Below are 12,728 nucleotides of genomic sequence, written 5' to 3'. Positions count from 1 at the left end.
TGGCGTTACAGTTCCGGCGTCCAGGTCACTCCAAACAACAGCGCCCGGCCTTCTTCCCGGTAGCCGTATTGTTGGCCTTGATACTGATACAGCGCCCGGCTGTAGTCTTTGTTCAGCAGGTTATCGACCTTCATGTTCAATGTTACTTCACGGTTCACCGCCCAACTGGCGCGAAGCCCCAGCAACCCGTAACCACCCAACCGTTGCTGGTTTTTCGGATCATCGTAGCTGCTGCTTACCGCTTGCCAGCTGGCGCCGACGCCAAACTGATCGAATTGGCGATCCAGATCCAGGCTCACCGTGCGTCTGGCGCGGCGAGCCAATGTGCGGCCGGTGTCGCGGTCGCGTGGGTCAATCATCGCCAGCCCGAGGCTGCCTTGCCAGCCGAACAGTTCTTGCTTGAGCGCTGCTTCGAAGCCATTGATGCGGGCCGAGCTGACGTTTTGTGGGCCGTCGCTGCCGAACACGATGGCGTCCTGAATATCGGTGCGGTACAGCGACGCCTCCAGGCGGCTGGTGTCGCTGAGCTGGCTGCGCCATTGCAGTTCATAGCTTTTGGAGGTTTCGGGTTTCAGGTTTGGGTTGGCGTTTTTGAAGCCGTATTCGTCCGGGTAATAAAGGTCGTTGAAGGTCGGTGCGCGGAAGCCTTCGCTGTAACTGAACAACAGGTCGTTATCCGGGTTCACCGGCAGGGTCAGGGTGCCGCTCCAGCTGTTGTGACCGCCGAATTGCTGGTTCTGGTCGCGGCGCAGGCCCAGCTCGGTGGAAAAATACTGTGTTTCAAAGCGGTGCTGGATAAACGCGGCGCGGTTCCAGCGGCTGTCTTCGGCGAGCACCGTACTGCTGTTGACCCGGTCTTCGTACCAGTCGCCGCCCAGGATCAGGCTGTTCTGATCATTGAGGGTCAAGTCGTTCTGCCAGGTCAGCGAGTCGCGGTAGGTGTTGAACACACTGCGGTCGTCGCTGAGTTTATCCAGGGTTTTTTCGCGGTTTTCGCTGTGACCCAGCTCCAGGCGAGACTTCCACGCATCGTTGAGGCGCGCGTCGACATAACTGCTGACGCTGCTGACGGTGAAGTCTGTATAGGGTTGTTGCTGGAAGCTCTGGTAATTGAGCGAGTCATAGCGACCAAAAGGGTTGTCGAATTCGCTTTTGCCACGGTTATCCAGCACATTCACGCCAGCGTCGATGTCATCGGTGAAGGCATGGCTCAGGCTGAAACTGATGGCTTGGTTGCGATAAGCATCGTGGTCGCCATCGCTCGGGTACGACGTGCGTGTGCGGTTGATCCCCGCCGTGTCATCCAGGCTGGCGCCGAGGCTGAAACGGGTTTGCTGGTCGCCGCCGGACAGTCCCAGGCTGCGCTCCCACGTCTGATTGCTGCCAAAGCCCACGTGCAGGCGCGGTTGCAGGCCCGACTCGGTGTTGCGCCGGGTGAAGATCTGAATCACCCCGCCAATCGCATCGCTGCCGTAGATCGCCGAGCGCGAGCCGCGCAGCACTTCTACGCGTTCGATCTGGTCGATGTTGAGGTATTGCAGGTTGCTGGTGCCGGTGGTGGAGCTGCTGATGCGCTGGCCATCCACCAACACCAGGCTCTGGGCGGTGGACGTGCCGCGCACATACACGTTGGTCACGCTGCCACGGCCACCACTTTGCGCCACCTGCACACCGGGCACACGGCTGAGCAAGTCGCTCACGCTGGTGGGCTGCAAGCGGTCGATGTCGTCGCGGGTAAACACGCTGTTGGCGGCGCTGCTGTCGTTACGCGCCTGCACCTGGCGGTTGGCGCTGATCACCACGTTGGGGAGTTTGAGGGCGTCGTCGCGCTCGAAGCTGTCGGCCAGCACGGCAGTGGCGGGGAGCAGCAGCAGGGGCAGGGCAAAGCGAAGGCGATTCATGGGCTGTCCATAGCATTGAGCAGCAATACAAAAACAATGTGGGAGCTGGCTTGCCTGCGATGCGGTCACCTCGGTTTTTCAGTAAGACCGAGGTGATGCTATCGCAGGCAAGCCAGCTCCCACATGTTATGAGTGTTTTACAGGCCCAGCAGCGCCATGCGCGCGCGCACCGAAGCCTCGATCCCGGCCTCATCCAGGCCACATTCGGCCAGCATCTGCGCCGGTTTGGCGTGTTCCACATACACATCCGGCAAGCCCAGGTGCAGCACCGACTTGAGGATGTTCTCCCGCGCCAGGAACTCACTGACTGCCGCACCGGCGCCACCCATGATGGCGTTTTCTTCGACGGTCACCAGCAGTTCATGGCTGGCGGCGATTTCACGCACTAAGGTCTCATCCAGCGGTTTGACGAAGCGCATGTCGACCACGGTGGCGTCGATTTTCTCGGCGACCTTAAGGGCTTCGGCCACTTGCACGCCGAACACCAGAAACGCGACCTTGCTGCCCTGGCGGCGCACGATGCCTTTGCCAATCTCGATCGGCTCGAGGTTTTTCTCGATTACCGCATTCGGGCCGTTGCCGCGCGGGTAGCGCACGGCAGCCGGGCCGTTGTACAGGTGGCCGGTGCTGAGCATCTTGCGCAGTTCGTTTTCGTCGCTCGGGGTCATCACCAGCATGCCGGGGATGCAGCGCAGGTAGGACAAATCGAAGCTGCCGGCGTGAGTCGGGCCGTCTTCGCCGACCAAACCTGCGCGGTCGATGGCGAACAGCACGTCGAGGTTCTGCACCGCCACATCGTGAACAAGCTGGTCATAGCCGCGTTGCAGGAAGGTGGAGTAAATCGCGACCACCGGCTTGGCGCCTTCACAGGCCATGCCGGCGGCGAAGGTCACCGCGTGTTGCTCGGCAATTGCCACATCGAAGTAGCGCAGCGGGAAACGCTCGCTGAATGCCACCAGGTCGGAGCCTTCCTTCATCGCTGGGGTGATGCCCACCAGGCGCGGGTCGGCGGCGGCCATGTCGCACAGCCATTCGCCAAACACGCCGGAATACTTCGGCCCGCTGGCTTTTTTCGGCGCAGCGGCGGGCGCATCCAGGGGTTCGAGCTTGGTGATGGCGTGGTAACCAATCGGGTCGACTTCTGCCGGAGCGAAGCCTTTGCCTTTTTTGGTGACGATATGCAGGAACTGCGGGCCCTTGAGGTCACGCATATTGCGCAGCGTGGCGATCAGGGTCGGCAGGTCATGGCCGTCGATCGGGCCGATGTAATTCCAGCCCAGCTCTTCAAACAGGGTGCCGGGCACCAGCATGCCCTTGGCATATTCTTCGGTACGCCGGGCAATTTCCCACGCGCCGGGCAGGCGCGAGAGCACCTTCTTGCTGCCTTCGCGCATGCTGGCGTAGGTGCGGCTCGAAAGGATTTTTGCCAGGTAATTGGACAGGCCACCCACATTGCGCGAAATCGACATGTCGTTGTCGTTGAGGATCACCAACATGTTGGCGTCCACTTCCGGCGCGTGGTTCAGTGCTTCAAAGGCCATGCCGGCGGTCAGCGCGCCATCACCAATCACCGCAATCGCCTTGCGATCGCTGCCTTGCAGGCGGGCGGCAATTGCCATGCCCAGCGCGGCGCTGATGGAGGTGCTGGAGTGGCCGACGCCAAAGGTGTCGTACTCGCTTTCGGAGCGGCGCGGGAAGGCGGCCAGGCCGTCCTTCTGGCGCAGGCTGCCCATGCGCTCGCGGCGGCCTGTTAGGATTTTATGCGGATACGCCTGATGGCCCACGTCCCACACCAGCCGGTCGTCCGGGGTGTCGAACACGTAGTGCAGGGCGATGGTCAGCTCGATGACGCCCAGCCCGGCACCGAAATGCCCACCGGTCTGGCCGACCGTGTAGAGCAATTCCAGGCGCAACTCATCGGCCAGGGTTTCCAGCTCGGCTTCACCCAGTCGACGCAGGCCAACCGGCGTGACAGCACGGTCGAGCAGGGGCGTGGACGGGCGCTTGCGGGGAATCTCTTGAAACGTCGTGGGCATCAGGCGAATCGTTATAGGTATAGAAGAGGCGGCAGTTTACCTCAAGCGGTGCAAACTGCCCACGCAGGGCGCCGAACTTGGCCGATATGCGGCGCGAAAGGCCGCGGTTATCAGTGGCGGCGTTCGACGATATACCGCGCCAGGTCGCGCAGTGGCTCGGCCGCCGCGTCGAAAGGTCGCAGGGCGTCCAGGGCCTGGTCGCGCAGTTCCAGGGCGTAAGCCTTGGCGGCATCAAGGCCCAGCAATGCCGGATAAGTCGGTTTGTCTCGTGCGATATCCGCGCCTTGGCGTTTGCCCAGGGTGGCGGTGTCACTTTCCACGTCGAGAATGTCGTCCTGCACCTGAAACGCCAGGCCGATGGCCCGGGAATAGGTCTGCAGGGCCGCCAATTGCGCAGCTTCGGCGCGGCCACTGGCCAGGGCGCCCAAGTGTACGGCGGCTTCGATCAGCGCGCCGGTCTTGTGACGGTGCATATGTTCGAGGGCTTTTTGGTCGAGCTTGAGGCTGACCGAACCCATGTCGATGGCCTGCCCGCCGACCATACCGGCCGGGCCTGCGGCCAAGGCCAGGGCCGTGACCATGCGCAGGCTGATCTCGGCATTCACGCTGTTCAGGCGTGGGTCCAGCAAGGCGCTGAACGCCAGGCTCTGCAAGCCGTCACCGGCGAGGATCGCGTAGGCTTCGTCAAAGGCTTTATGGGTGGTGGGCTGGCCGCGACGCAGATCGTCATCGTCCATGGCCGGTAAATCGTCATGCACCAGGGAATAGGCATGAATCAGCTCAACCGCACACGCCGCGCCATTGGCGTGCTCGGCCGGCGCACCCAGGGCTTCACAGGCCGCATACGCCAGCAGCGGGCGCACACGCTTGCCGCCATTCATCACGCTGTAGCGCATGGCTTCATACAAGCGCTTCATCTGCGGGCCTGGCGCTACGAACAAAGGTTCGAGCGCCGCATTGACCCGGGCCTGGCTGCTGGCCTGATACGCATCGATCATTCGGGCTGTTCCGCATCGAAAGGTTCTTCGGCCAACTCCCCGTCGCGCTCCAGCAACACCTGCACCTTCTGCTCTGCCTGCGCCAACGCGCTCTGGCAGTCGCGAGTCAGGCCGATGCCTTGCTCAAACGCCGTCAACGAGTCTTCCAGCGACAACTCGCCGTTCTCCAGACGCTCAACCAGGGTTTGCAGGTCGGCGAGGGATTGTTCGAAATCGAGTGCAACTTTTTTGCGGGCCATGGCGGCTAATCCGGTAGACGGTAAACCGGCGCGACACTAGCAGACATGGGGATTCTGGGCAAATGAGCGGGGCTGTCACTGGTCTGCCGTTGAGCCGAATAAAATGCTTATTCGGCTCATTTCGTGAGCCGATTAGGCATTTTATTCGGCTCAGCGCATACCGCAGTATTGCCCCTGTGCGTCCTTGAGCTGCGCTTCAAATGCCATCAACCCGGCCTGCATTTTCTGCAGCCCGGCAATCTGCCCGGCCAGTTCGCACTTCTTGCTGGCGATGGCCTGGTCTGCCCTTTCCCAAGGCAACGCATCGCCCTCGTGCCCGTGCAAAATCCCCTGCAACTCCTTGAGCTTGAACCCCAACTGCTGGGCGCATTTGATCAGCGTCAGCAATTCGACACTCTGCGCCGAGTAAACTCGATAACGCCCCGCACGCTGTGGCGCTGGCAGCAGGCCAATCGCTTCATAATGACGAATCGCCTTGATGGTCGTGCCCGACAACTGCGCGGCTTTGCCGATGTACATGAAAACTCCTTTTTTCAAATAGTGCGCCGACCTGTTTCAGCCACGTGTCGCGCTGCGTTGCGGTTGATCCCAGTACAGGTCCGAACATCAGCGTCTTGGTCGGCTTGATGCCGCAAAAGGCCAGGGTCGTGCTGCGCATCTGATGAATCCCCGGCATGCGATAGACCCAGCGGTAATACCACGTCGGCGTGTCCAGGGTCACCAACAAATGGGCGGTGCGGCCCTGCAGCAGCTTATCCGGGAAAGCCTTGCCCTTACGGTATTTGAAGGCAAAGCCGGGTAGGAAAATACGGTCGATGAAGCCTTTCATCAATGCCGGGATGCCGCCCCACCAGATCGGGAAAACCCACGCCAGATGAGTCGCCCAGAGGATATCGGCTTGGGCGCTGAGCAAATCGGGTTCCAAGGCTTGGGGCAGGGCATAGCCGTTATGCAGGACCGGGTCGAAAGCCAGTTCGCCTAGCCGCAGGACGCGTACCTCGTGGCCGGCGATTGTAGCCGCGTGGATGTAGGTATCAGCGACGGCTGAGCAAAAACTGGTGCTGGAGGGGTGGCCGAGAATGAGCAGGATGCGCTGAGTCATGGTGCCGAAGCCTGAAAGTGGGCCTTTCAGGGTAGGGTGTGCTGTATAGGGGAGAGTCAAGGCACGGCCCAGCAATGCGTCGATTTGCAAAGGCCAGCAGGACGTTTCTGTGATCTGTGCAAGGCCCTTCCTGAAGCGCTCGCGGCCCCTTGTGACGGTAAAAACCACTGACTAGCCTGTGCCTCTCCAGTCAAGAGTGAAACGGGCATGAGCGAAACCTCCATCGGCTTGATCACGCCTCCTGTAGGCTACAGCGACTGGTTGAGCGACCTTAAACTGCGCATCCATACGGCCCAGCAGCGAGCAACGCTGGCGGTGAACCGCGAACTGGTGCTGCTTTACTGGCAGATCGGCCACGATATTCTGACCCGCCAGGCCGCGCAGGGTTGGGGCAGCAAGGTGGTTGATCGCCTTGCCCAAGACTTGCGCGCGGCCTTCCCCAAGATGAAGGGCTTTTCGCCGCGCAACCTCAAATATATGCGCGCTTTTGCCGAGGCGTGGCCGAATGCCGAATTTGTGCAACAGGCTGCTGCACAATTGCCGTGGGGCCACAATGTGGTGCTTCTAGACAAACTCCCCGGCCCCGAAACGCGCCGGTGGTACATCGCCCAGGCAATTGAACACAACTGGTCACGTAGCACGCTCGTGATGCAAATCGAGCATCGCCTGCTGAAGCGCAGTGGCAAGGCCGTCAGCAATTTTGAACACCATTTGCCCAAGCCCCAATCCGACCTGGCGCGCGAATCGCTCAAGGATCCTTATCGCTTCGACTTCCTCAGCCTGGCTTTGGATGCGCAGGAGCGCGATATAGAAAACGCCTTAATCAAGCACGTCACCGACTTCCTGCTTGAGCTGGGCGCCGGTTTCGCCTTTGTCGGCCAGCAGGTATTACTGGATGTAGGTGGTGATGAGTTTTTTGTCGACCTGTTGTTCTATCACCTGAAGCTGCGCTGCTACGTGGTGATCGAACTCAAGACAGGCAAATTCAAGCCCGAACACCTCGGCAAGCTGAGTTTTTACCTGTCGGCAGTGGATGTTCAGCTTAAACACCCACAGGACGGTCCCACCATTGGCCTGTTGTTGTGCAAGAGCAAAAATGAAGTGGTGGCTGAATACGCATTGCGCGACAACAACCGGCCGATCGGCGTGGCGGAGTATCAGTTGGTGGAGTCTTTACCGGCAGAGCTACAAACCAGTTTGCCAAGCATTGAGCAGATTGAGCGGGAGCTGGCGGGTTAGGTGCGTTTAACCGTTACAGCCTGCCGTTCAGGCAGGCTGCAACCGTTGAGTGGATAAAATCAGGCCCTTTCCTGCTTGCCCGCATCCATGTCCGTGCTACCCCAGGGCCGCCAGTCATCGGTATGTCGTTCACTGCCATGGGGGCCGCTGGAGCTGGTGCCGCCGGCCAGGAATTTTTCCCACAAGTTCTTGCTGTCGGGGTCGCTGTCCTTGTGCAGGTAGGGTGCCAGCCGCGTCAGGGAGCTGCCTTTTTTGTCTTCGGTTTCCTTGAAGTGTTTCCATTCGTCCGACTGGTACTCGAACATCGATTTGTCGTCCGGCGTGTCGCGACCGCCGTACATATAGGTGGCATAACGCGCGTATTCGAGCTTGTCGCCCCAGTCGTCCTTGGTCACGCCGGCAGCGGCGAGGTCTTTGAAGAACTTGCCTTGGGAGTCGGTGAGCTTTTGCATTTTGGCATGCTCGACCGCCTCTGCGATCAAGGTGCCTGCCACCCCGAAGATCACACCGGCCACGGCGAAAACCGGGCCAGCAATACGGGCGCCGATGGCGAGCCCGCGTACCACGGTGGCGGCAACATCACCGGCCAGTTTGCCAGCCAGGTGAGCGCCTTTGGGGGCGAACATCGCGATGGTATTGGCAATGGCCATACCGGTACCGGATGCACCCCCGCCCAGGGTGAAGGCTGCGTCGGTTTTTTCCAGTGCGGTCTTGGCATTTTTGAGTTTGCGTGCGCCGGAAACGATGTCCATCACGCCGCCGGTCAAATCCAGGCCGGCGCCGCCCATAAAGCGCAGGAACGAGCGCCCGGAGGCGATCGCAATCTCGGATTTTGACGCCGGGCTACCTTTGCCGGGAATGTCCTTGACACCCATGTGTTCGCCAAGGGATTTGGCCGCGTTGTCGTACTCCTTGACCTCATCGGCCGACAGGTTGCCCACGTCGAGTTTCTTGAGGGTTTCGGACGACTCTTTAACCTGGGTGCTGATGGAGGCAGCCAGTGCGTCGGATTTTTCGGTGGCTTTCTTGCCCCAGATATCCGGCAGGTTTTCGTCGATCAGCCCCAGCCATTCAGTGGCTTTGATTTTTGCCGGGCCTTTGCCGTCTTTATCCACGTCAGGTTCATAGGGTTTAGTGCCTCCCAGGGTTTCCACAATGTTCGAACCGAACTTGAGGAAGTCGTTAGTAAAGCTCAAGCCGGCGACCAGGTCTTTGGCGGCGGCGATTTTCTGGTCGTCGGTCATGTTGCCGCCGCCATTGGCGAGCTGCAGGGCGCCGCTGACCAGGTTCATGGTGCCCGCCATGGCACTCAGCCCGCCGGTGGAACTGGCGGTGTGCAACACCGTCTTCAGGGAGCCGGCGGCCGCCTCGCGTTTGTCGCCCAGGCCCTTCAACTGGGTGTCGACCACCTTGTCGATGGCTTTCGGGTCGCCGCTGGCGGCTGCGAGACGAATGGCCGCTGCGATCTGTTTGTTTTCGGCCGGTGTCAGCCCTTTGATATGGCCGTCGAGGATGTCGATCTCATCCTTCATCTTTTTGTACATGTCGTAGGTTTTGTCGCCTTTGTCCAAGCCACCGAGGACGGCGTTGATACCGCCCTTGATCATCGTGAACGAGGCTTTCAACCCACTTTCGGCATTTTCCGGCGAAACCTTGTCGGGGTTCTCCATGTAGGTGTTGAGCTGGTGCGTCATCATGTTCTGGTCGAATGTCTGACGGCGTGCGGTGTAACTGTCCGGTTCGAGGATGCGCAGCGATTCAAAATAACGGTCTACGTCTAACTCGGCCATTTCGGATTTCTTTGGGTCGCCAGAGTCATTCATGGCAATTACATAGTCTTCGAAGTTCAAGTTGGCATCACGCGTGCCGTCTTTGAACAGTGCCGGGAACACTTGCTCGCGAACTTCATTCAAGCGATCTTGCGACAAGCTGCCGACACTGTTCTTAAGTTCTACGTCGTAACGGTCTTTAATGCCTTCTTTGCCCATGAGTGTGGAAATTTCTTTGGCGAGTTTGTCCTCGTCGACCATCTCCTTGACGTCCTTGCCGTTCAACTTGGTCGGGCTCTTATCCGTTTCACGGTAAGTGCCGCTGCCCAGGTTGATACTCTCGGCATAGCCGTACAGGTCATAGCCACTGTCGAGTGCGGCCTGGGCGTCCATCAGCTTGACGATCTTGGCCTCATCCGAGTGCTCGGTCAGCTTGCCGCTCTTGATGTCATCGCGGATGCCCTGCACAAAGTTCTCGGCCGTCTGGCCGCCCACGGTCTTGTCGTTGGGCAGTTCCATGTCCATCAGCCCTTCGGCGCCGAAGGTGGGGATGTTGTATTTGTCGCGCAGGGCCTGCACGTCCTGTGGCTCATCAGGCGGCGCGGCCTTGTCGGTATGGGTCGCGTCCTTGACGTGCATCAGGTCGCCCTTGAGGCTTGAGTAGCCGTACTTGCCGAAATCCTGCAAGCGGCCGGCCTCGGTACCGTGCCGGGCCTCTTTGTCTTTGGTGAAGCCATCAATGCTGTCGTTGTCTTTATTGCGCGCGTCATAACCGGTCAGCAACTTGCCGTTTTCATCGATGCTGACCACATGTTCCAGCACTTGGGTAGCGCGGTACGCGGCGTCGGCGTCGGTCTCGAAGTCGCCCACTTGCTTCTTGAGGTTGTCCTTCACATCGCTCTGGTTGCCGAGGTTTTTCAGCAGGGGCGTGGCGTCGATAATCTCCTTGGCCGAACGCGTGTCACCGTCGGGGCGTTTCTGCTTGTCGCCCAGGTCCGACTTGACCACTTCGCCGCGCAGGCTCGAATACCCGTACTTGCCAAAGTCCTGCAAACGGCCCGCCTCGGTGCCATGCCGGGCTTCGCCGTCCTTGGTGAAACCGTCGATGCTGTGGTTGCCGACCTCCTTGCCATCGGTGAGCTTGCCGTCTTCGTCGATGTATTCCACGTGCTCCAGCACCTTGGACGCGCGATAGGCGGCATCCGCATCTTTATCAAAATCACCGACCTGCTTTTTAAGGTTGTCCTTCACCCCGCTTTGATTGCCCAGTTGGGCAAGCAGGGGCGTGTCATCGATGATTTGCTGGGCCGAGCGGGTGTCACCTTCGGGGCGTTTCTGGCTTTTGCCCAACTCATCTTTGGGCGCGGCGGCGGCTTTTTTGACGGACTTTTCCCAGGCAGCGACAGAGCTCTTATTAGTGACCGCGGCGTCCTTTGGGGTCGTTTCTACCTTCGCTACCATGGTTACTCTCCTGATGTAAGTGTGGCCCGGCTATTTTTAAAGCGCGCGGGGCCGTACAACTTCCTGGTTAACTACCCGAGGCTGTTTATTTGATAACAAGAGGGCGGCCTTAGTTGGGTGGCCGCTGTGTATGAATGCTGTGAATCGCAACGTCACGGAACTACGTCACGGAACTACGTTACGGAACTACGTTACGGAACTTAGCACGGAGTTTTGGCTGATTCGCAACGCCTTCACAACAATTCACAACGCCAAGGTGATTTCGGAACATTTATGCAGTAAGGCCGGTGCCCGAAAAAAAGCCCGATGGTCACGGTGCGCTTGCGCTAGAGCGTGGCGAGGCAAGTGTGGGCGCGCCAACAATGGCATTTAACCGTTCATCAGGTTGGAACAATCGAGCCTCAGCCTTGAGCGATGGGCGCTGCTGGGTGGTGCGGGAAAAAGTGAGACAAAAAATCTCACGCGTGAGCTATTGAGCCTGGCGGAAATTGCCTGTAGATTTTCTCACGCGTGAGATTTTCACAACGAGGCCAGTACCATGAAAAGCAGCTCTCCATCGAGCCCGCCCGCAGAGCCCGATACCGATTCAGCAAGCCGCAAGGGAGAGCGCTTGAAACCGCCGGTTAAAAAGCCGTCGAGCTTTTACATGAAGCAGATGCGCGCGGGGCTGGCGGCCGCCGGTTATGTGAAACACGAGACTTGGGTGCTTCCCGAAAACCGAAGCCTGCTCAAGCAAATGGAGAAACAGCTTCGCCAACCGATTCTGGCTGGCTCATTCATGTCGGAGAATTTCATGAGCGCAGGTACCAACTGGAACATCGACCGCCTCTTCAGCGCGCTGCAAGCCCTGGACGAAGTGGTCGCCAAAGACATTACGCTTTCTCTGGTTCAAGGTTCCGAGTCCAGCATTAAACTGGAAATGAACGACTTCGGGGGCTTGCCGATTTACATCGCGGTGGTGGGCGAGCAGATCATCGTCGATACCGTGCTGGTCGACGTCGAGTCCATCAACGACGTAACCGCCTTCAATGACGCCGTGCTGCGCAGCCGGGAGATGTTCCCGTTGTCGTCGATCGGTATCGAGTCCATGCCGAACGGGCAGGTTGTTTACAACATGTTTGGTGCGCTGAGTTCCGACTCCAGCCTGACCAACATCGTGACCGAGGTGAAAACCCTGGTCGATAACGTGCAGCGCGCCAGCGAAGCCTTCGAACGTTTCTTCAATTAAGTATTCGGGAGTATCCAATGACTCAGTCCATCTGGAGCAAATTGTTCACCGCGCTGCGTGGCGGTGCCAGCGAAGTCGGCGAATCGATCGTCGACCAACAGGCCCTGCGCATCCTTGATCAAGAAATTCGCGACGCCGACACAGCATTGGCCAACGCCAAGCGTGAGCTGGTGAGCATCATGGCCAAGCACAAGCTGGCAGCGGACCGCGTAGGCGAGTACGACGCCAAGATCAAAGACCTGGAATCCAAGGCGATGGCCGCTATCCAGGCCAACCGTGAAGACCTGGCCCTGGAAGTGGCCGAAGCCATTTCGACCCTGACCAACGAGCGCGACGCCGAGCAAAAGCAGACCGCCGAGTTCGGTGGCTACGCCGACAGCATGCGCAAGGACATCACCAAGGCCGAAAGCCGGATCAAAAGCCTGCGCCAGCAAGTGGACATGGCCAAGGCCCGCGAAAGCGTGCAAAAGGCCCAGGTCAGCGCGTCCGTCGCCAGCGGCGGCGCCAACGGCAAGCTGGAGACTGCGGTGGGTACGCTTAACCGCCTGCAAGCCAAGCAGCAGCAACGTGCCGCTGAGCTGCAAGCCCAGGATGAACTGGCCGAGGCATCGACCGGTACTGACCTGGAACGCAAACTGCGCGAAGCCGGCATCACGCCGGACACCGGCAGCGCTAATGCGATTCTGGAGCGTCTGAAGCAAAAGTCGGCCGAGTAGCGCTGCCACTGCCCGACCCGTGGCGAGGGAGCTTGCTCC

At 59.6% G+C, this 12,728-nt stretch carries 10 protein-coding genes; 3 read left to right on the top strand and 7 right to left on the bottom strand.

Features of this window, described 5'->3' with window-relative positions:
• Nucleotides 1-5: 5 nt before the first annotated feature.
• The 6 genes from HU759_RS26975 to HU759_RS26950 form a co-directional block, all read right to left on the bottom strand.
• The gene (locus HU759_RS26975) at nucleotides 6-1,901 is read right to left on the bottom strand and encodes a TonB-dependent receptor (protein ID WP_186617118.1); all 1,896 of its coding nucleotides are present in this window, start codon (nucleotides 1,899-1,901) and stop codon (nucleotides 6-8) included.
• Between the two features lie 137 nt (nucleotides 1,902-2,038).
• Entirely contained in the window at nucleotides 2,039-3,937 is a 1,899-nt protein-coding gene (gene dxs, locus HU759_RS26970) for a 1-deoxy-D-xylulose-5-phosphate synthase (RefSeq protein WP_186617116.1), read from the bottom strand.
• A gap of 110 nt (nucleotides 3,938-4,047) precedes the next feature.
• On the bottom strand, nucleotides 4,048-4,935 hold the full coding sequence (locus HU759_RS26965) for a farnesyl diphosphate synthase (RefSeq protein ID WP_138452003.1): 888 nt from the start codon (nucleotides 4,933-4,935) through the stop codon (nucleotides 4,048-4,050).
• Entirely contained in the window at nucleotides 4,932-5,174 is a 243-nt protein-coding gene (locus HU759_RS26960; protein ID WP_003176346.1) for an exodeoxyribonuclease VII small subunit, read from the bottom strand. The genes HU759_RS26965 and HU759_RS26960 overlap by 4 nt, the downstream gene beginning before the upstream one ends.
• Nucleotides 5,175-5,324: 150 nt before the next feature.
• On the bottom strand, nucleotides 5,325-5,693 hold the full coding sequence (locus tag HU759_RS26955; RefSeq protein WP_017136005.1) for a MerR family transcriptional regulator: 369 nt from the start codon (nucleotides 5,691-5,693) through the stop codon (nucleotides 5,325-5,327).
• Nucleotides 5,632-6,276: an NAD(P)H-dependent oxidoreductase gene (locus tag HU759_RS26950; RefSeq protein WP_026013600.1), complete on the bottom strand. Its 645-nt coding sequence runs from the start codon at nucleotides 6,274-6,276 to the stop codon at nucleotides 5,632-5,634. The genes HU759_RS26955 and HU759_RS26950 overlap by 62 nt, the downstream gene beginning before the upstream one ends.
• Before the next feature lie 207 nt (nucleotides 6,277-6,483).
• Here HU759_RS26950 and HU759_RS26945 point away from each other — a divergent pair, with 207 nt between their 5' ends.
• The gene (locus tag HU759_RS26945) at nucleotides 6,484-7,515 is read left to right on the top strand and encodes a PDDEXK nuclease domain-containing protein (RefSeq protein WP_186617114.1); all 1,032 of its coding nucleotides are present in this window, start codon (nucleotides 6,484-6,486) and stop codon (nucleotides 7,513-7,515) included.
• 59 nt (nucleotides 7,516-7,574) lie between these two features.
• Here the strand turns inward: HU759_RS26945 and HU759_RS26940 are convergent, their stop codons facing one another.
• The gene (locus HU759_RS26940) at nucleotides 7,575-10,745 is read right to left on the bottom strand and encodes a hypothetical protein (protein ID WP_170038038.1); all 3,171 of its coding nucleotides are present in this window, start codon (nucleotides 10,743-10,745) and stop codon (nucleotides 7,575-7,577) included.
• A gap of 646 nt (nucleotides 10,746-11,391) precedes the next feature.
• On the opposite strand from HU759_RS26940, the gene HU759_RS26935 reads away from it, so the two are divergent.
• Both HU759_RS26935 and HU759_RS26930 read left to right on the top strand, forming a co-directional pair.
• Nucleotides 11,392-11,973, top strand: a complete 582-nt coding sequence (locus HU759_RS26935) for a YjfI family protein (RefSeq protein WP_032865490.1) — start codon at nucleotides 11,392-11,394, stop codon at nucleotides 11,971-11,973.
• Nucleotides 11,974-11,990: 17 nt separating this feature from the next.
• Nucleotides 11,991-12,689 carry a PspA/IM30 family protein gene (locus HU759_RS26930; protein ID WP_017136010.1) on the top strand — a complete coding sequence of 233 codons (699 nt, stop codon included), beginning with the start codon at nucleotides 11,991-11,993 and terminating at the stop codon, nucleotides 12,687-12,689.
• Nucleotides 12,690-12,728: the final 39 nt, after the last annotated feature.

Origin of the sequence: Pseudomonas sp. OE 28.3 (genome assembly GCF_014268205.2) — a bacterium.
Lineage (GTDB): Bacteria > Pseudomonadota > Gammaproteobacteria > Pseudomonadales > Pseudomonadaceae > Aquipseudomonas > Aquipseudomonas edaphica.
Note: the sequence above shows the minus strand (reverse complement) of the source record. Positions and strands in the feature narration are given on the sequence as shown.

Excerpts from the sequence above, each read along its gene's own strand:
- HU759_RS26965 (WP_138452003.1), bottom strand. The coding sequence starts at position 4,935 with ATGATCGATGCGTATCAGGCCAGCAGCCAGGCCCGGGTCAATGCGGCG.
- HU759_RS26960 (WP_003176346.1), bottom strand. The coding sequence starts at position 5,174 with ATGGCCCGCAAAAAAGTTGCACTCGATTTCGAACAATCCCTCGCCGAC.
- dxs (WP_186617116.1), bottom strand. The coding sequence starts at position 3,937 with ATGCCCACGACGTTTCAAGAGATTCCCCGCAAGCGCCCGTCCACGCCC.
- HU759_RS26930 (WP_017136010.1), top strand. The coding sequence starts at position 11,991 with ATGACTCAGTCCATCTGGAGCAAATTGTTCACCGCGCTGCGTGGCGGT.
- HU759_RS26955 (WP_017136005.1), bottom strand. The coding sequence starts at position 5,693 with ATGTACATCGGCAAAGCCGCGCAGTTGTCGGGCACGACCATCAAGGCG.
- HU759_RS26950 (WP_026013600.1), bottom strand. The coding sequence starts at position 6,276 with ATGACTCAGCGCATCCTGCTCATTCTCGGCCACCCCTCCAGCACCAGT.
- HU759_RS26975 (WP_186617118.1), bottom strand. The coding sequence starts at position 1,901 with ATGAATCGCCTTCGCTTTGCCCTGCCCCTGCTGCTGCTCCCCGCCACT.
- HU759_RS26935 (WP_032865490.1), top strand. The coding sequence starts at position 11,392 with ATGAAGCAGATGCGCGCGGGGCTGGCGGCCGCCGGTTATGTGAAACAC.
- HU759_RS26945 (WP_186617114.1), top strand. The coding sequence starts at position 6,484 with ATGAGCGAAACCTCCATCGGCTTGATCACGCCTCCTGTAGGCTACAGC.
- HU759_RS26940 (WP_170038038.1), bottom strand. The coding sequence starts at position 10,745 with ATGGTAGCGAAGGTAGAAACGACCCCAAAGGACGCCGCGGTCACTAAT.